9 protein-coding genes are annotated in these 20,087 nt (G+C 45.0%); 8 read left to right on the top strand and 1 reads right to left on the bottom strand.

The annotated features are described in order from the left end of the window. The first annotated feature begins 905 nt into the window (after window positions 1-905). The 5 genes from QUA57_RS25380 to QUA57_RS25400 all read left to right on the top strand — a co-directional run bounded on the left by QUA57_RS25380 (window position 906) and on the right by QUA57_RS25400 (window position 10,347). The gene (locus tag QUA57_RS25380) at window positions 906-3,830 is read left to right on the top strand and encodes an ATP-binding protein (RefSeq protein WP_333064408.1); all 2,925 of its coding nucleotides are present in this window, start codon (window positions 906-908) and stop codon (window positions 3,828-3,830) included. Between the two features lie 169 nt (window positions 3,831-3,999). Further along, window positions 4,000-6,927, top strand: coding sequence for an ATP-binding protein (locus QUA57_RS25385; RefSeq protein ID WP_333064409.1), 2,928 nt, complete (start codon window positions 4,000-4,002; stop codon window positions 6,925-6,927). 12 nt (window positions 6,928-6,939) lie between these two features. After that, on the top strand, window positions 6,940-7,311 hold the full coding sequence (locus tag QUA57_RS25390; RefSeq protein ID WP_333064410.1) for a response regulator: 372 nt from the start codon (window positions 6,940-6,942) through the stop codon (window positions 7,309-7,311). Window positions 7,312-7,460: 149 nt separating this feature from the next. Next, a complete protein-coding gene (locus tag QUA57_RS25395) occupies window positions 7,461-8,798 on the top strand; it encodes a response regulator (RefSeq protein WP_333064411.1) in 1,338 nt (445 codons plus the stop codon). Between the two features lie 157 nt (window positions 8,799-8,955). After that, on the top strand, window positions 8,956-10,347 hold the full coding sequence (locus tag QUA57_RS25400) for an ATP-binding protein (RefSeq protein ID WP_333064412.1): 1,392 nt from the start codon (window positions 8,956-8,958) through the stop codon (window positions 10,345-10,347). 234 nt (window positions 10,348-10,581) lie between these two features. Here QUA57_RS25400 and QUA57_RS25405 read toward each other — a convergent pair whose 3' ends face one another. Next, window positions 10,582-11,949, bottom strand: coding sequence for a TldD/PmbA family protein (locus QUA57_RS25405; RefSeq protein WP_333064414.1), 1,368 nt, complete (start codon window positions 11,947-11,949; stop codon window positions 10,582-10,584). A gap of 460 nt (window positions 11,950-12,409) precedes the next feature. Here QUA57_RS25405 and QUA57_RS25410 point away from each other — a divergent pair, with 460 nt between their 5' ends. The 3 genes from QUA57_RS25410 to QUA57_RS25420 all read left to right on the top strand — a co-directional run bounded on the left by QUA57_RS25410 (window position 12,410) and on the right by QUA57_RS25420 (window position 19,893). After that, on the top strand, window positions 12,410-16,672 hold the full coding sequence (locus tag QUA57_RS25410; protein ID WP_333064416.1) for a PAS domain S-box protein: 4,263 nt from the start codon (window positions 12,410-12,412) through the stop codon (window positions 16,670-16,672). Window positions 16,673-16,860: 188 nt separating this feature from the next. Beyond that, the gene (locus tag QUA57_RS25415) at window positions 16,861-17,718 is read left to right on the top strand and encodes a DUF1361 domain-containing protein (protein WP_333064418.1); all 858 of its coding nucleotides are present in this window, start codon (window positions 16,861-16,863) and stop codon (window positions 17,716-17,718) included. Window positions 17,719-17,928: 210 nt separating this feature from the next. Continuing rightward, entirely contained in the window at window positions 17,929-19,893 is a 1,965-nt protein-coding gene (locus QUA57_RS25420) for an ABC transporter ATP-binding protein/permease (protein WP_333064419.1), read from the top strand. The last annotated feature ends 194 nt before the right edge of the window (window positions 19,894-20,087 follow it).

The following is a 20,087-nucleotide window of genomic DNA, read 5'->3' on the forward strand; positions in this document are numbered from 1 at the left end:
TGAGGCTCTAGAGGCCCATTCTTGTCACTTGGCTCGGCCTGAGCTTATTCCCCTCTTTCAGACCTGAATCCTTACGTCAGAACGAAGAAGCAAGAGGAAAGAACAAGACTTACGCTGCATTCCTTCTATTTTGACACTATCTGTAGTAGTAAGGTGCGCCGAGGCCCACTCTACTAATTAACTACAGGAGTTACGCAATTGGCACATGGCGAGGGCGTGATCACCGCCTCACCAATCACTTTAAGCAGTCTGGGGCACTGACAAGTGGACAGTCGCGACTAACAACCAAACTCAATCCAGCACGAATAACGTACACTCATATGTGTGCTATTCCTTGGAAAATTGAGCAATTTCCTAGGGAAATCAAGCAACTAAGGGGAGAGAATATTGCCAGTGCCGTCAAGCTAGAATTCCCAGAAATCATATTGCTTGCCATGAACTTGCGTGGGGTAGGCGCTCAAAATTTTAGCCGATAAAACTCGTCAAACAATATATCAAATTAAACACGGCTGCTATCAAATTATTTAATTGAGCAACTAAAACTTGCCGAAGTTCCGATATTTATTGTCTAATTTTTTGCTGCTGGCACACAAAGGTGTGACAGTTGCGTAAATCCTGCCCAATTTCTCTGTAATGCCTGAAGTCCCTAAATACCCAACGGGTTAGGCGAAGCCATCAACCGCATGGCTAAAAAAACACAAAATTAGCAACACTCAGAAGTTAGAAATAAAATGTAATAAGATAATATTGAAGATGGATTGAGATAGATTTTCATGATTGACTGGGAAAGGCAGCTTAGCCAAAATTTAAGGCTAGCAACCATTATTAACAGAAACAAGTTTAGATATATAAACCTGAACATCGGGTAGCGACTGCAATATCCAAAAAATATATAGGTAAAATTGATGGCGACAGACATCCGACACCAGCCGGAAAACGGCTACCATTCAGAACCAACTCAGCCTTCCCCAACAGAAAATTTTAGTAGGCGATCGCCCATGCGCCTCCAGAGAAGCCTGAGTTTTATAGAAACCTGGGGCTTTGGCCTGAGCGGTCATATCGCATGGGTAACGATTGCGCCACCAATGTACGCCGCTCTGGGCCCAAATGCAATTTTCGTCTGGCTGCCCGCCGTGCTGTTGGGGGTAATGCTGAACCTGCAAGTGAAACGCTTAGGGGAACATTGGCCAGAAATGTCCGGGGGAACACCCAACTATATCACCAGGCTACTGAGGAACTATCCCTCTCTGGGTCGCTATGCGGCATTCGCTTACTTCCTGAGTTGGGTAGTATATCCATCAGTGAATGCGATCGTCATCACAGACCTCATCCAAGCTAACCTGGAACCCTTGGGCATTCAGTGTCCCAGAACAATTCTCATAGTTGGATTCACACTGATCGCTTATATTGTGGCATTTAGCGGCACTCGCGCTCTAGGAATACTGCACGCATTTTTCGTGTTCCCAGCAATTGGATTTCTACTGGTGTTTGGCATTCAAGGGATGGGATGGTTAGCTTTATCTCCAGAGAGTCCCGGACTTTTCCCCAGCAGTTGGCCAACCTTAACCTTTGTGGACTGGGCTAAGTGGTCGTGCTTCGCGATCTACGCGACTTGCGCCTGCGAAACAGCTTCTTCCTTTGTCGCCGACAGCCGTCGTCCCAGTGAAACTTTGCGGTTTCTGAACTTAGCTGCGGCGCTAATTGTGCCCATATTTCTAGCCAACTCTTGGGTACTAATGCGCTTAGCCACCGCTGAAGGACTGGGGGAAGACTCGTTTAAGAATTTATCAGCAGCCGCGGTCCCATTTTGGGGCCCGTCAGCTTCCTTAATCGTGACACTGTTGCTGGCTTCAAGCTGTTTTCTAGCTTGCGCCACGGCGGTTTCTAACTCTCCCCGAATTTTGTACCAACTCGCTCTAGATGGATATGTTGCACCCGTTTTTGCGATCGTTTCCCGCCGAGGTGTTCTGCAACCGGGCTTGATATTTTGCGTTTTAATTAATTTGATCGGTTTATTTTGGATAGATATAACTCGGCTATTGGTGATTGGTTGTGTTGCCTTCATCGTAATGTTGATGTCACTCTATCTCGGACTCTGGCTGCGGCGAGGATCTCCAGAAGTGCGATGGCCTTGGTGGGCATTAGGCTTCTTGATTTTGGATGGTGTGGTGTTGCTGGTTGGAGGCTTAGCTTGGAGTCGGGAAGATGTGCTGATTGGGTTGCTGTTTCCTGTGGTTATTTTCGTAGTGGATGCGGCTATCCGTCGCATTCCCTTTGCACCGTTTCATCCAGAATGGTGGATTCAGTGTTATCGGCAAGATCGCAAGAGCTTGATACCAGATTTTGTGGCGTTTCAGGTTGTAGTCGCGATTTTACTGATTTGTAGCGCCGTTACGGTCGGCTGGTTGTTTGGTATCCCCTTAGAGCCTAACTCAAGTCTTGCCTCTAATCTTTTGGTAGTGCTAGTCTTGAGTATCACCTTTGTCGGGGTAGCCGTTGCCTGTTGGACGAGCATATCCCAGGTTGTCTTAATGGACGAGGCACGAGAGGGAGCAGAACAGCTTTTTACCATTGCCCTAGATGCTATTGTAGTGCTGGATGAAAAAGGTGTAATTCGTCAGACTAATCCCGCTGCTGAAAGCGTCTTCGGAATAGATATTACAAGGCTAATTGGGTCTTACCTGAACAAATTACTACCTGGATTAGCGGCTCAGCCAGAGCAGTGGCTCAGTCGCAGCGAACAAACCCTCAACTTACCCGATGGAAACTCGCGCATCCTCGAAGTTGCCATCTCAAACCGATTCTCTAAACAAGCTTCTCTTTCCAATCAGGATCTCCAAGAATATGTGGCGATCGTGCGCGATATCACCGATCGCAAGCAAGCCCAAGAATCCCTACAAAAAGCTAATGAGGAACTAGAAATCAAAGTCGAGGAGCGTACATCTGAACTCACCCATACTGTGCAGCAATTGCAGAATGAGATTGAAGAGCGCCAGCGGATAGAAGCAAATCTCAGAGCTATGCAAAATCAAATTGTCGTGCAAGAAAAACTAGCTTCTCTGGGCAGTTTAACCGCAGGGATTGCCCACGAAATCAGAAACCCCTTAAACTTTGTCAACAATTTCTCAGAACTTTCGGCTGAATTAACAGAAGAACTGTTTGAAAAAATTGAACATCAAGCAGAACGTTTAGATCCCGACACCAGTGAGGATATTGCCGAGCTATTAACCGATCTCAAAGCGAATCTTACAAAAATCAACCAACACGGTCAAAGAGCAGACAAAATCGTTGGCAATATGCTGTTGCATTCAAGAGGACAAAGCGGCCAGTGGGAAGCCACAGATATAAATAGTTTATTGGCTGAATATATCAATCTAGCCTATCACGGGATGCGAGCGAAGGAAGCTGCTTTTAACATTACCATAGAAACCGACTATGACAATGACATAGGCGAAGTAGAGGTCGTGCCACAAGACATCGGTAGGGTTTTTCTTAACATTATTAGCAATGCTTGCTATGCAGCCTATAAAAAGCAGCAAGAAATCGGACAAGAATTTTCACCGCTGCTTGACGTGAGAACTCGAAATCTGGGTGAGGCGATTGAAATCCGCATTCGCGATAATGGCTCAGGTATAAAACCCGAGGTACTCGATAAAATTTTCAATCCCTTTTTTACTACAAAACCACCAGCAGAAGGTACTGGTCTAGGTCTGTCTATCAGTCAGGATGTTATTGTCCAGCAACATCGCGGAGAACTAAAAGTCGAAACAGAAGTAGGAAAATACACAGAGTTTATAATCACATTGCCCAAAAAAAGTAGCAGAAATTAAGGAGTTAAAAAAATGAAAGTAATGGTTGTAGACGACGAGGAAGATATTCAGTCACTGTTCAAGCAGAAACTTAGGAAAGAAATCAAAGCCGGGCAAATTCAATATGGCTAAAAAACGCGAAATTAGCTTAATTCAGAAGTCAGAAATAAAATGTAATTAGGTAAAATTGATGGCGACAGACATCCCACACCAGCCAGCAAACGGCTACCATTCAGAACCAACTCAGCCTTCCCCAATAGAAAATCTTAATAGGCGATCGCCCATGCGCCTTCAGCCCACCCTAACGACCCTCGAAACTTGGGGGTTTGGCCTTACGGGTCCTCTGCTATGGATTAGCGGTGCACCGGCCATACACGCCGCTCTTGGGCCTCAAGCTATCTTCGTCTGGTTGCCAGCAACAATTGTGGGGATGCTGCTGAACTTTCAGATGCAAAGCTTGGGCAGGAAGTGGCCAGAGATGGCAGGGGGAACGCCCAACTATACGGCGCGGCTGCTGAACAATTATCCCTGGTTGGGTAGGTATGGGGCGATCGGATACTTTTTTAGTTGGTTATCGGTGCCAACTATCAACGCCCTGATCCTCACAGCCCTGATCCAAGCCAACCTGAAACCATTAGGGATTTCATGTCCTGAGATACTCCTCAAAATTGGCTTTACGGTACTCGCCTTTATTGTGGCGTTTAGTGGCACCCGCGCCTTGAGTATCCTGCATTTATGTTTCGTTCTACCCGCTGTGGGATTCCTCTTAGTTTTTTGCACTCAAGGCATCGGCTGGTTATTACTATCCCCAGCTAGCCCCGGCTTTTTTCCCGACAGTTGGCCTAGCTTTTCCTTTGTTGAATGGGCAAAATGGTCCTTTTTCGCCGTCTACGCTACTTACGGCTGTGAAACTGCTGCCTCATTTGTCGCTGATAGCCAACGACCGGGGGAGACTTTGCGGTTTCTGAGCTTTGTGGCTTGGCTGATTCCTATTCCCTATCTAGCCGGTTCCTGGGTACTGATGCGCTTGGCAACAGAACCGGGATTAAAAGACGACACCTTCTTAAACCTATTATCCGCAGCTAAACTCTTCTGGGGGCCGTGGGCCTCATTTATGGTGACGCTTTTGATCGTCGCGGGCTGCCTCCTAAGTTCCGCCACAGCGGTTTCCAACACTCCCCGCGTTTTGTACCAACTTGCCTTGGACGGGCACATATCGCCAGTATTCGGTGTTGTCTCTCCACGGGGCGTGCTCGGCCCAGCCCTGTTGCTGACGTTCTTGCTCAGTCTCATCTGTCTAGCTTGGGGAGATATAGGGCGTTTAGTAATGGTGGGCACAAGTGGTGGGCTGAGCGCCTTTACAATAGTCCATTTGGGGCTATGGGTGCGTCGGGATAGGCCAGAAGTGCTATGGCCTTGGTGGTCTGGAGGCTTTTTCCTGGTGGAAACAGTTGTCCTGATTGTTGGAGGCTTGGCTTGGAACTGGCAAGACCTGCTGATCGGACTGCTCTTGCCGATCGCTATTTTGGCAGTGGATGCTGCGATACGTCGCATTGCATTTCCCCCCTTCCATCCTGCGTGGTGGATTAAGCTTTATCGGGGGCAGTCCTACAGGATAACCAAGGATTTTGTAGCGCTTCAGGTAGGCATCCTAATCTTTTTGATCTGTAGCACTGCCGCGATCGCCTGGCTGATTAGAGCCACGTTAGACGGACTTCCAGGCGATGCTGCCGATAATCTCTTGATTGTTCTGGTGATGACCGTAGGCTTTGTCGGCGTGGCCGTTGCCTGCTGGACGAGCTTACCCCAAGTCGTCTCCATGAATGAAGCACGAGAGGGAGCAGAACAACTCTTTACCATTGCCCTAGATGCTATTGTAGTGCTGGATGAAACCGGAGTGATTCGTCAGACTAATCCCGCTGCTGAAAGCGTTTTCGGAATCGACACCACTGGACTCCTAGGGCATCAACTGAACAAACTACTGCCCGGATTAGCTTTTGATCCCGATCGGTGGCCCAGCCGCAGCGAACAAACTCTTAACCAACCCAATCGCGACTCGCGTATCCTCGAAGTTGCCATCTCCGACCGATTTTCTCAAAATGCTTCGCTTTCCAATCAAGGTATGCAAGAATATGTGGTGATTCTGCGCGATATCACCGAGCGCAAGCAAGCCCAAGAATCTCTACAAAAAGCGAATGAGGAACTAGAAATCAAAGTCGAAGAGCGTACTTCTGAACTCACTCATACTGTAGAGCAATTGCAAAATGAGATTGAAGAGCGCCAGCGCATCGAAGAAAATCTCAGAGCTATGCAAAATCAAATTGTCGTGCAAGAAAAATTAGCTTCTCTGGGCAGTTTAACCGCAGGGATTGCCCACGAAATCAGAAACCCCTTAAACTTTGTCAACAATTTCTCAGAACTTTCGGCTGAATTAACAGAAGAACTGTTTGAAAAAATTGAACATCAAGCAGAACGTTTAGATCCCGACACCAGTGAGGATATTGCCGAGCTATTAACCGATCTCAAAGCGAATCTTACAAAAATCAACCAACACGGTCAAAGAGCAGACAAAATCGTTGGCAATATGCTGTTGCATTCAAGAGGACAAAGCGGCCAGTGGGAAGCCACAGATATAAATAGTTTATTGGCTGAATATATCAATCTAGCCTATCACGGGATGCGAGCGAAGGAAGCTGCTTTTAACATTACCATAGAAACCGACTATGACAATGACATAGGCGAAGTAGAGGTCGTGCCACAAGACATCGGTAGGGTTTTTCTTAACATTATTAGCAATGCTTGCTATGCAGCCTATAAAAAGCAGCAAGAAATCGGACAAGAATTTTCACCGCTGCTTGACGTGAGAACTCGAAATCTGGGTGAGGCGATTGAAATCCGCATTCGCGATAATGGCTCAGGTATAAAACCCGAGGTACTCGATAAAATTTTCAATCCCTTTTTTACTACAAAACCACCAGCAGAAGGTACTGGTCTAGGTCTGTCTATCAGTCAGGATGTTATTGTCCAGCAACATCGCGGAGAACTAAAAGTCGAAACAGAAGTAGGAAAATACACAGAGTTTATAATCACATTGCCCAAAAAAAGTAGCAGAAATTAAGGAGTTAAAAAAATGAAAGTAATGGTTGTAGACGACGAGGAAGATATTCAGTCACTGTTCAAGCAGAAATTTAGGAAAGAAATCAAAGCAGGGCAAATTCAATTTCATTTTTGCCTATCAGCAGAGGCAGCTTTGAACTACTTAGAAAACCAGGACAAAGCATCTATTGTCTTGATTTTATCCGATATTAATATGCCCGGAATGAATGGGCTAGAACTGCTGAGGATTCTCAAAGAAAAGTTTCCTGACCTAAAAGTTTTTATGATTACCGCTTATGGAGATGAGAGAAATTACCAAACCGCCATAGCTTATGGAGCGGATGACTATATTACTAAGCCTGTTAATTTTGATACTCTCAAAAACAAAATAATCAATTTGGAGTAAACTCACAAGGAAACCTATTGGGTAATTGGTAATTGCTAATTGCTAATTAAAACAAGTTCCTCACTTGAGTGAAAATTTATAGATTGCATTTTCCTTCTGCCCTTCTAGATCAGTAGAATTTTATATTTTTTTAATTCATGAAAATTAATATGTCAGCAAAAATAATGTTTGTGGATGATGAACCCGATTTAGAATCTCTAATGTCCCAGAGATTTAGGAAAAAAATCCGCGCCGAAAAATGGCAGCTTTTTTTTGCCCACAATGGCGTACAAGCGCTGGAAAAATTGAAAGAATACCCGGATGTAGATATAGTAGTGACCGACCTTAATATGCCTGAAATGGATGGCCTGACTTTACTCTCTAAACTTAATCAGATAAACCTCCCTTTCAAAACAATAGTTATATCAGCCTATGGCGACCTGAAAAATATAAGAAATGCGATGAACTTCGGTGCTTTTGACTTTCTAACCAAGCCGATAGATTTTCAGGATTTAGAAATTACCCTCAACAAAACGCTGCGCGAGGTGCAACAGTTAAAAGAAAATCTGCGCTTGCGGGAGTCAGAAGCTCGCGCTAGAGAAGAAGCTCAGCATTTACAGAACTGTATGCAAGACCTAAAAAAGACCCAAGCTCAACTGATTCAGACTGCAAAAATGTCTTCTTTGGGTCAAGTGGTTGCGGGGATTGCCCATGAAATCAATAACCCCGTCAACTTTATCTACGGCAATATCAGCCACGTCAGTGATTATATCCAAGACCTACTCCACCTGCTGCATCTCTATCAGCAGCAGCACACTCCTCCCAGTTCGGAGATTCAAACTGAAATCGAAGCCATAGATTTGGAATTTCTGATAGCAGATTTACCCGCAATTCTGGCTTCGATGAAAGGGGGTGTTGACCGCATTCAGAAGATTGTTTTGTCTTTGCGTAACTTCTCAAGGTTGGATGAAGCTCACATAAAGCCTGTTGACATTCACCAGGGCATAAAAAGCAGCCTGATGATTTTGCACAATCGACTTCACACAAGGGCAGCGCGTCCAGAGATTCAAGTAATCGAGGACTACAGCGCTCTGCCTTTAGTCGAATGCTATGCTGCAGAAGTAAACCAGGTGTTTATCAACATCCTTTCTAATGCGATTGATGCTTTGAAGGAGTACAACAAACAACGGTCACTAGAGGACATCCGCGCTTGCCCGCTGGCCATTACTATTCGCACTTTTCTGCTAGAGGAAAAATCCCGTATCGTCATTCAAATTCTGGACAATGGGCCGGGAATGACCGCCCAAGTGAAAGACCGTATTTTTGAACCATTTTTTACTACTAAGCCTGTAGGTGAGGGTACTGGTTTGGGTCTCTATATCAGCTACCAAATTGTACAGGAGAAGCATGGGGGCGCATTGAAGTGTTTTTCAGAGGTGGGGCAGGGAACAGAGTTCTGGATTGAAATTCCAATCAGACAAACGAGGACGACACTCAACCTTAGCTAATCCATCGACTTTTACCAAACTCAGAGCCTATTCTAGCCATCCGGTTTGCCATTGCAGAAACCAGCCTTTTCATTACTCCTGAAATAATCTATAATAGGACGTAAAGTAGATAAAAATTACTCGTTGGATAAGTTAATGAACCCCAGGAGTTCAAAAAATGTCGCCTACAACCGAAATGGCTCTCAAGATGCCAGCTAAAATATTATTTGTGGATGACGAGCCAGATTTAGAAACTTTAATTTGCCAGAAATTTAGACAAAAGATCCGCACAGGAGAATACCAAGTTTTTTTTGCACACAATGGTGTAGAAGCGCTTTCAACGTTGCGAGAGCAGCCGGATATAGATATTGTACTGACAGACATTAATATGCCAGTCATGGATGGCATGGCTTTGCTCGCGAAACTTAACGAGCTAGTTACTCTGGTCAAAACAGTAGTTATATCTGCCTATGGCGACTTGGGAAATATCAGAAAGGCAATGAACGGCGGGGCCTTTGACTTTTTGATTAAGCCAATAAATTTTCAGGATTTAGAAATTACAATTAACAAAACTTTATGCCATGTGCAACAGCTAAAGGACAACGAGCGCTCCCGCCAAGAAAGAGAGGAGAAATTGCGGCAATCGGAGGCGCGAGAGCGAGAAAAAGCCATCCAACTAGAACTGGCACTGCAAAATTTACAGCGCACACAGTCTCAGCTTATTCAGACTGAGAAAATGTCGAGCTTAGGACAACTAATTGCAGGTATTGCCCACGAAATTAATAATCCCGTTAACTTCATCTATGGCAACTTAACTTATGTCGCGGATTACACTCATCAGCTATTGAGTTTAATCACGCTTTACCAGCAGCACGATGCCGATAAATACCCTGAAATCGAAGCTTTAATTGAGCAAATAGAGCTGGAATTTATCAAAGAGGATATGCCTAAAATGCTGTCTTCGATGCAATTGGGGGCAGAACGTATCCGTCAGATTGTGGTGACGTTGCGGAACTTCTCGCGCCTAGACGAAGCTGAGATGAAACCCGTTAATATTCATGAGGGAATCGATAGCTCTTTAGTAATTTTGCAGAGTCAGCTCAAGGCTAAGCCGAATTCTTCGTCTATTCAAGTTATTAAAAAATACGGAGATTTGCCACAAATAGAATGTTACGCCTGTCAGTTGAATCAGGTATTTATGAATTTGCTAAGCAATGCCATTTATGCCTTGAATCACTATGATAAAAAACTCAGCCCTGAGCAAATTAAAAACGAGCCTAGGACGATTACGATTGCTACTTCTCTGCTGAATCGCGATTGGGTAAGAATCAGTTTTAAAGATAATGGTCCGGGGATGACAAACGATGTAATAAATCGGCTGTTTAATCCTTTTTTTACAACTAAACCTCTGGGTGATGGCACGGGCTTGGGATTATCCATCAGCTATCAGATTGTGGTGGAGAAGCACGGCGGAGATTTGAAGTGTTTTTCGCAGCCAGATCGAGGTTCAGAATTTGTGATTGAGATTCCGATTAGGCAGAATAATCGGATAGAGATGAAGGCGAGTTAAGGGGAATTAAACAAAAAATCAGCAAAGTCTGGTAAAGTCTATAATCCCGATCGCACTTCCCCAATTTCTCTGTAATTTCTGAAGTCCCCCAAACACCGAACGACCTAGCTGAAGCCCTCAATAGTAGATTTTGAGTGGTTTGTCAACTTGTCAGTGTCCCGGACTGGTTAAGGTGAGGGCGCCCTCACCTTAACCAGTTACGTAACTCTTGAACTAATAACTAATCACTAATGATTACCTTCCTCCGACTACAACATTTTTAATCCGCAGATGGGGGCCACCGACGCTTACGGGCAAACCACTCTGGCCATTTTTACCGCAACCGCCGTAGGCATAAACCGAGTCGTTTCCTATAGACTCAATATCCTTTAAAGTCTGAAATACATTGCCGCTTAAAGTGACATCGCTCACCGGTTCGGCTAATTTGCCGTCGCGAATCATGAACCCTTGAGCCGCCGCAAAGGTAAACATTTCGCCGTTGGTTTGTCCTCCCAACATCCGGACTGCATAAACTCCTTCGTCAATGTCGGCAACCATTTCGTCAAAAGAATTTTCCCCAGACTCGATCGCAGTATTAGTCATCCGCACCAAAGGCATAAAAGTAGCACTCAGAGCCCGGGCATTTCCCGTCGGACTTTCGCCCATTTTGCCCGCAGTCTCGCGATTGTGCATTCGAGCCGCTAAAACTCCATTTTTAATTAAATGCTTGCACTGAGCCGGCACGCCTTCGTCGTCGTATTTCAACGTTCCGGGCAATCCCGGCACAGTTGCGTCATCTATTACATTCAATTGTTCGATCGCCACAGGCTTGCCCAAAGTCAACAATTCCTGCATTTTCGGGTTTTCGTAAATGCCGTCTGCTTCCGACAAATGACCGAAAGCTTCGTGAATAAACACCCCCGACAAATAAGGGTCTAAAATCACCGGATACTGACCGCCTTTCACCGATTTTGCCTCTAGTTGCCCCACAGCTCGAACGGCCGCACTCTTAACACGATCTTCAATATTTGTCAAAACATCGTAATCCGAGCGCGAGTGAATCGACTCAAACCCTTGGCGGACGACACCGCCCTCGCCGCGGGCGATCGCTCCGAAACGGCCGGTCACGTCCAAGCGCTCTTGAGCGATGCAAGTACCTTGAGAATTCACAAAATAAGTAATCCCAAATCTGTCGCTGTAACCTGCCATTGTCGTCTGAATTCGCGGGTCATAATCTAACAGCAACTGATTGTAAGATTCGAGCAATTTCCGCTTTTCGGCTAGAGTAATAGAGCGCGGGTCGCGGCCCAATTCCACCGCTACATAATCTTGAATCGGGGTGACATCTGCTAGTAGAGTTTTTTCGCTGCCAACCAAACGAGACTGCACTACAGCTTCTTCAATGCGGTTTTTTAACTCAGCTAAACCGTTAAAAGTTACAAAACTCCACCCACCTTTGTGACAGGCGCGGATGCCGCCGGCGAGACTAAAACTGCGGTTGACAGCATCTAACTGAGGGCCGCGAAAACTAATCGCAGTTGACTCGCTTTGTTCGAGGCGAACTTCCAGATAATCCACGCGATCGCGGTAAGGTGCGATCGCTTCCATCAACTGTTCTTGCATCAAATTGCCCCTATAAATGATTAGCCGTAGCGCTGAAAAAAATTATTGCTAAACCTATTTTAGCTAATAACTCCCGTCTTTCGGGTGCGCCTTCCCCCACCGCTGTGGTGCGGGAGCATGGCGCGCCCTACCCGATTAAGGGGGAGTCAGTCGATTTGAGATTTGAGATTTGAGATTGACCCGTCCTGAGTCTGCGAAGGAATGAATCCGGGGGCTTATGACCACATTACTTTCGGTCAGTCGATTTGAGATTTAAAACTTTTTCCATAGAATTGATGATGAGAGGCTTGGCGATCGCCGACGTTCGGCGGGCGTCCTAGAACACAAAAAACTCGCGCCCGCTTGCGAAAAGCCCGGTATGCCGAAAATCTTGCATTTGCCTAGAGAAATCAAACTAAACTAAATCTATCTAAAGATCTAAAAAATATATCTTAACCGCCGGCAGATGGAATACTTGAAGGTGAAAAAATTTCAAATTTCACCGTATTTAGCAGCAATTTCGGCATCAATAGCAATTTTGGTCGGAGTTAGCATTTTAGATCGATCGGAACAGCGGCGGTTTTTTCACTACAACCGCGCTAGCACCCTCGATCGGCTCAGCACAGTCCGTTCTAAACTGGAAGGCTCTTTGAATTCCCGCCTGTTTTTGATGCGGGGCTTGGGGGCTTACCTTTCCAACAACCCAAACATCACTGAAGCCGAGTTTACAGCGACGGCGAGAATTCTGGTGGCACAGCAACCAGGTATTCGCGCCATAACTTTAGTTAAAGGCACGGCGGTCGCTTACATTTATCCACAGGAGGGAAATGAAGCGGTGATCGGGGTTGACTTGACGACGCTACCCGAACAGCGACCAATGGTCAAAGAGGTCATCCGAACCAGAAAAACTTTGCTAGCCGGGCCCGTGAAATTATTGGAGGGAGACGAGACGTTCATCAGCCGATCGCCGATTTTTCTCACACCCTCCGGCGCCGAGCCTGAAACAGGAGTTTACTGGGGCTTGACAGGTCTAATCATCGACAAAAATTCCCTGATTGAGGAAGCAGGACTCAACGACTCCTCAGCAAAGCTCCAATACGCTCTGCGGGGCAAAGACGGGAAGGGAGCATCCGGCCCTGTGTTTTTCGGTGACGGGTCAATTTTTCAGCACAATCCCGTGCTGCTGGAAGTAACTTTGCCCAACGGTTCCTGGCAGTTGGCAGCAATTCCGGCGGGAGGATGGCCTGCGAATTCGCCGTTTCGGGGCTGGCTGCTTTTTGGAGGTGGCTTGCTGGCACTTTTGAGCGGGGGGGTGGTTTTTAGCTGGGTGTACGGTCGTGCGAAACTGCGTGCGAGCGAAGTTAAGTATCGGCAATTAGTTGAGAATGCTAACAGCATGATTGTGCAGTTAGACAGTGAAGGCAAGATTACTTTTTTTAACGAGTGTGCTGAAACTTTTTTCGGGTATTCAGAAGCAGAAATCATTGGCAAAAGTGCGATCGGCACAATTATACCGAAAACAGATTTATCCGAAAGTGACCTGGCGGCAATGATTCGAGACTGTTTGACACAGCCGGAAAAATACTTCCAAAACGAAAATGAAAACATCCGCAGCAATGGAGAAAGGGTGTGGATAGCGTGGACAAATAAACCTTTACTAGATGCGAAGGGAAATGTGGCAGGACTGCTTTGTATCGGGACGGATATTAGCGATCGCAAACAAGCTGAAATTGCCCTCCAAGCTTCTGAATCGGAACTTCGAGCTTTGTTCGCTGCCATGAACGACGTAATTTTTGTGATTGATATTGAGGGACGTTATCTAAAAATTGCGCCCACAAATCCCGAACTTTTATACAAACCGTCGGCGGAACTTATAGACAAAACTCTGCACGATATCCTGCCACAAGAAACAGCAGATTTTTTCCTCAGTCAAATTCAACTTACCGCCGACACAAAACAGACCCATTCCATAGAATACAGCCTGCAAATAGACCACCAAGAAGTTTGGTTTGTCGCTAAGATTTCTCCAATGCAGGAAAACACTTTTATTTGGATAGCCCGCGACATTACGGAGCGTAAGCAAGCTGAAAGTTGGTTGACCGGTCAAAAACAAATTTTAGAAATGATTGCTAAGGGCACAAATCTTGGCGCTACTTTAAATACTTTAGTTGAAATTATCGAACAACAATCTAGAGATGTCATGGGTTCAATATTGCTTCTCGCTCCAGACGGCAAACATTTGCTGCACGGAGCAGCGCCCAGTTTGCCGGACAGTTACAATGCTGCTATTCATGGCATAGCCATCGGCCCGGATGTCGGTTCCTGTGGCACTGCTGCCTTTAGCCGCCAACAGGTGATCGTTACAGATATTGCCAGCGATCCTTTGTGGAAAAATTTTCGAGATTTAGCCTTGAGTTTTGGACTGAGAGCTTGCTTGTCTACTCCTATTTTTTCATCTCAGGGTCAGGTTTTGGGAACTTTTGGAATGTACTATTCCCAACCGCGCCACCCCCATCTTTTTGAGCTGCAATTGATAGAGGCGATCGTAAACTTAGCAGGAATTGCGATCGAACGCAAACAAGCAGAAGAAAGTCTCAAACAACTCAACCAAGAACTAGAAGATAGAGTCAAACAGAGAACTGCTCAATTGATGCAAACTGAAGAACGCTGGCAGTTAGCACTCAAAGGCAACAATGACGGCATTTGGGACTGGAACTTGCAAACAGGTGAACTTTTTGTGTCAGAGCGTTTTAAGGAAATCACTGGTTACGAAGATAGTGACATTGGCGATTACAATAACAAATGGAATAAGAGTTTACATCCCGATGATTTAGCGATTTCTCAGCAACTTCTTCAAGAACACTTGGAGAGAAAAACGCCGCATTACATCACCGAATACCGATTGTGGTGCTACAACAGCGCCTACAAATGGATATTGAGTCGGGGACAAGCTTTGTGGGACGCATCTGGAAAAGCAGTCCGCATGGTTGGTTCAATTACTGACATTACGGAGCGTAAACAAGCAGAGGAAGCACTGCAGGAAAGCGAGGCAAAATTCCAAAAGCTGTCTGCTAATTTGCCTGGAATCATTTATCAATTTTTGTTATGTCCAGATGGCTCTTTTAGTTTTCCTTACATAAGTGCTGCTTGCCGAGAAATTTTTGAGTTAGAACCAGAAGATGTTCTGAAAAATGCGGCTTTGGTCACAGATTTGATTTATCCCGAAGACCGCCAAAATTATGACGAATCTGTAGCTATTTCAGCCCTAAATCTGCAACCGTGGCAGTGGGAAGGACGGATGGTGCTACCTTCCGGCAAAATTCATTGGTTTCAGATAAATTCGCGTCCTGAAGCTAAAGAAAACGGCGATCTTCTTTGGGACGGCATCGCCGTTGATGTTACGGATCGCAAACAAGCTGAATTAGCTTTGCAAGAAAGCCAGCAGTTCATTCAAAAAATAGCCGATGCTACTCCCGGTATTTTGTATCTCTACGACTTGGAAGAACAGCGAAATATCTACGCTAATACCTCACTTTTCGGACTTTTGGGCTATACATCTGACGACATTAAAGCGATGGATTCGTCACTGATGCCTCAGTTAATACACCCCGAAGATTTGCCGAGAATTATAAAACATCACGCGAGCTTTGTAGGAGTTGAAGATGGCGAAATTATAGAAATTGAGTACCGGATGCGGGCAATAAATGGTGGATTTTTGTGGCTGCAAAGTCGGGATAGTGTTTTTAGCAGGAATGCTGACGGTCAGGCTAAGGTAATAATTGGATTTTGCCAGGATATTACGACTCGCAAGCGAGCAGAAGAAGCACTGCAGCAAAGCGAGGGACGAGAAAGAGAAAAAGCTCAAGATTTAGAGTCAGCGCTGCGGGAATTGCGCTCTACTCAAACTCAGCTCATCCAAACTGAAAAAATGTCTTCTTTGGGGCAATTAGTTGCTGGGATTGCACACGAGATTAATAATCCCGTTAACTTCATTTACGCTAATATTGATTATCTAAACCAGTATACAAAACAGTTGCTTGATCTGGTGAGTCTTTACGAACATGAGTATCCCGAACATAATTCAAAAATTGTCGAGCGCATTCAAGAGATAGATTTGGATTTCATGGCTGAGGATTTAAGAAAACTTGTGGGTTCAATGCAGGTAGGAACCGAGCGCATCCGGCAAATTGTGTTGTCCCTCAGAAATTTCTCACGACTGGATGAATCCGCAATGAAGCCGGTCGATATTCACGTGGGGATTGAAAGCACTTTGTTAATTTTGCAGCACCGCTTGAAGAGTCGGGACAGCCGCCCGGAAATTGAAGTAATTAAGGAGTTTGGAAACCTGCCACTGGTGGAGTGCTATGCGAGCCAACTGAATCAGGTGTTTATGAATATTATTGCTAATGCAATTGATGCTATTGAAGAACGATATCACCAGTTATCTGTTCCACAATTAGAGACCAAGAGTGGCCGCCTTACTATTTCCACTGATGTAACCACCCAGAGCACTGTGAGGGTAGAAATTTCGGACAACGGTACGGGGATTCCTGATGGGATAGTTGATCGAATTTTTAACCCGTTTTTTACTACGAAAGCTGTGGGGAAAGGTACTGGGTTGGGAATGTCTATCGCGCACTCGATTGTGGTGGAAAAGCACAAGGGCAAGATTGACTGTATTTCGTCCATAGGATGCGGAACAACTTTTAAGATTGAGATTCCGATCCACCAAGTGTATAAATAGTATGGTGCGTCACTCGATCTGAAATTTTAGATTAGAGATTGACTCCACAGTGGTAGGGGGGGTTAGCAATTCTTAATTTTCAGGCGCGGAGCGATAAGCTGACGCACCCTACAAGTTAACTACTAAAATAGACTGAAGCTGCTAAGGCAGCGGTGCTGCATCAAACCTTTAATTGTATAAAAATTGACATGATGGGATTAATCCTGGAAGCGCTGCAAGCAATGGGACACAATGTCCGTTGGATGTCTTGGAATTTGTTTTTGAGTTTAGTACCGCTGGGCCTGAGTTTTTGGCTGTTCCGCAAACCTCGATCGCGCTGGCTGCTGTGGGGTACGGGCATTCTCCTGGGCGCTACTTTTTTGCCCAGTACGCGCCATGTTTTTAACTATCTGAAGCACATTGTGCAAGATGTAGGAAAAACTTACCTTTTGGGCGCGATCGCGATTACGCTGGCACTGATGGCTTTAGACATCTGGGTACTGCGGCAGCGCGGAGTTCGCTCTCTCCGCTGGTGGGGCGGTTTTTTCTGGTTTATCGCATTTTTGCCCAATGCGCCCTACGTTTTAACTGATATCATTCACCTGATTGAGCAGATTAAAGAGGGGAACTCGGTATGGACTGTGACTCTAGCTTTGATCCCGCAGTATCTGGCGTTTATGCTGGTCGGGTTTGGGGCTTACGTGCTGTCGGTGATGAATTTGGGTTACTATTTGAAGCAACAGGGTTGGAGTAAATTTATCCTGGCAACAGAGATAACTATACACGCACTTTCGGCGATCGGAATTTATTTAGGGCGATTTATCCGCTTCAACACTTGGGATATTCTTACTAACCCCGATGCGCTAGTTAACACAGTAATGAACGATTTGATAGGTAAGCGTCCGGTTTTAGTAATGGCTGTAACTTTTGTAGTAATTGCTGTTTTGTATTGGGTAATGAAACAAGTAATTTTAGGAATTAGCCAGCGATTTTACAGCAGTAAAGTGCAGTCGGCGTTGTCCGGCGAAAGCGCCACTGCTTCTGATCCCATCGATTTGAGATTTTAGATTTGAGATTAAAGGATTGACTCCACAGATGAATCTAAGAGCTTGAACTAAGATCCCAACTTTTTTCTCTCCACCAGTGCACTCGGAAAACAAGTTTCCGCCTGGGGGTGAGACAAATTTTTTCGCGAAACTCCGAAATAAATTACTGCTGCGGTTTGTCACAAGACTTGATATGTTAAAAAAGTCAAAGTAGTTTTGTAAACAGCAAAGATGAATCGATTTGACCGTCAGTTGTGGCAGAGATTTATTGCGATCGCTCAACCTTACTTTTATCCTTTAGAGCCTGGGGGTAGCAGAATCTTTTTAGGATTAGTAGCGCTGTTGTTGATATTTCTCTTCGCTGCGATGTTTGTGTTCGTCAGCGCTGTATGTTTGGGTACTCAAGTTTTATTTCCAGAGGCTTTTAACGGGGTTGCGGCTGGCTTAGCTACTTTGATAAAAGGAATTATCTACTCACCGATAATTGCGATCATTGGTTTAATGTTAATTCTCCCGCTGGCTACTTTTGTCTTTTTCAGAAGCAAGTTGATACCGCGCTGGAAGCAGTGGGTAATGTTAGCTCTGCTGCTATTTTTGTCACTGTGTGTTAGCGGAATTAACGTAGTGATTAGCTATATTAGTAATTTTTTCACGACAGCACTGGCTGAAAAAGATCAGATTACTTTTTGGCGGTTTATGTGGGTTTATGCTGGAGTTTTTATTATCGGTACCCCGATAGTTGTTATTTACGGCTATACCCAAGATAAACTGGGATTGTACTGGCGAGAGTGGATGAGTGAGAGTTTCCTGGGTAGTTATTTTCAAAACCGCGCTTATTACGAAATCAATTCTCAGAAGGAAATCGACAATCCCGACCAGCGGATTGCTGAAGATATCAAATCTTTCACTAGCACAAGTTTAGAGTTTTTGCTGCTGATATTGGGGGCAGTGATCGATATTATTTCTTTTACAGGCATTCTGTGGTCTATTTCCAAAGGTCTTTCGATCGGACTAATTATTTATGCTGTCTTTGGCACGACAGTTATGGTAATTTTTGGCAAAAGGTTGATATTTTTGAACTTCAATCAGCTCTCCAAAGAGGCTGACTTTCGCTATGGATTGGTTCACATTCGGGACAATGCAGAATTAATTGCTTTTTACCGAGGAGAAGCACAGGAATCTGTTCAGGTGAAACACCGATTTTTAAAAGCAGTTAGGAATTTTCATTTACTAATTGGTTGGCAGCGTAATTTGGGATATTTTAGAGTTGGCTATAGATATGCAACTTATATTATTCCCTCCTTATTCCTGGCTTCTATCTACTTTGCAGGTGAGATCAGATACGGCGATATTACTCAAGCTGAATTTGCTTTTCGTCAGGTTTCAGAAGCCTTTTCTTTGGTTGTATATAGGATTGAAAGCTTGAGTTTATTTGCAGCGGGAATTAATCGTTTAGCCACGTTTAATGAGTTTTTAATAGATAAAAAAAGTGCTGTTAAACTAGAATTAAGAACAATCGATACAGTTATAAGTTCGCAATTGACACTGGAACACGTTACTTTAGATACTCCGCAGCATCAAAAAACTTTAATTAGAGATTTGTCGGTAGCCGTGTCGCCCGGTGAAGGACTGTTAATTGTCGGTCAAAGCGGTGCTGGGAAGAGTTCTTTGCTGCGGGCAATTGCGGGCTTGTGGCAATCGGGAACCGGCCGTTTGGCGCGGCCGGAATTGGAGGAAATGCTGTTTTTGCCGCAGCGTCCTTATATGATTTTGGGTAGTTTGCGATCGCAACTTCTCTATCCCAACAGCAGCAGCGAGGTTGATGAGGAAAAATTGCGCCGCGTTTTGGCATCAGTAAACTTAGCCGATTTGCCGGACAGATTGGGCGGTTTTGATGCGGATTTAGATTGGGGTGAGATTTTGTCACTGGGAGAACAGCAACGTTTAGGTTTTGCTAGATTGTTATTGACTGAACCGAGATACACTATTTTGGATGAGGCGACAAGTGCTTTGGATTTGAAGAACGAGCAACATTTATACGAGCAGTTGCAAGCCACTAAAACTACGTTTGTGAGTGTCGGCCACCGATTGAGTTTAGTGAAATATCACCAGCAGGTTTTGGAACTTCTGGGCGATGGGAGTTGGCGGCTGCTTTCGGCTCAAGAATACCGCGCTAGTGCGACAAATTTTGGCTGATACAGCGCTGCTTTCAAAAATTGTAAATTTACCCGGTTTTTGGTTCGCCGTCGGTTGTGGTGCGGTTGGAGATTTATGGTTTGGTGCCATAAATTAAGCGCCGCGCCTCCACTCTACAATAGGGCTTGCTGAATAATCGATCGCCAACCAAGAGCAGGAGCGATCGATATATTCAAGCAGAGTTAAATATAAGT

The sequence above is a fragment of the Microcoleus sp. Pol7_B2 genome, from assembly GCF_036701035.1.
In the GTDB taxonomy this organism is placed as follows: domain Bacteria; phylum Cyanobacteriota; class Cyanobacteriia; order Cyanobacteriales; family Microcoleaceae; genus Microcoleus.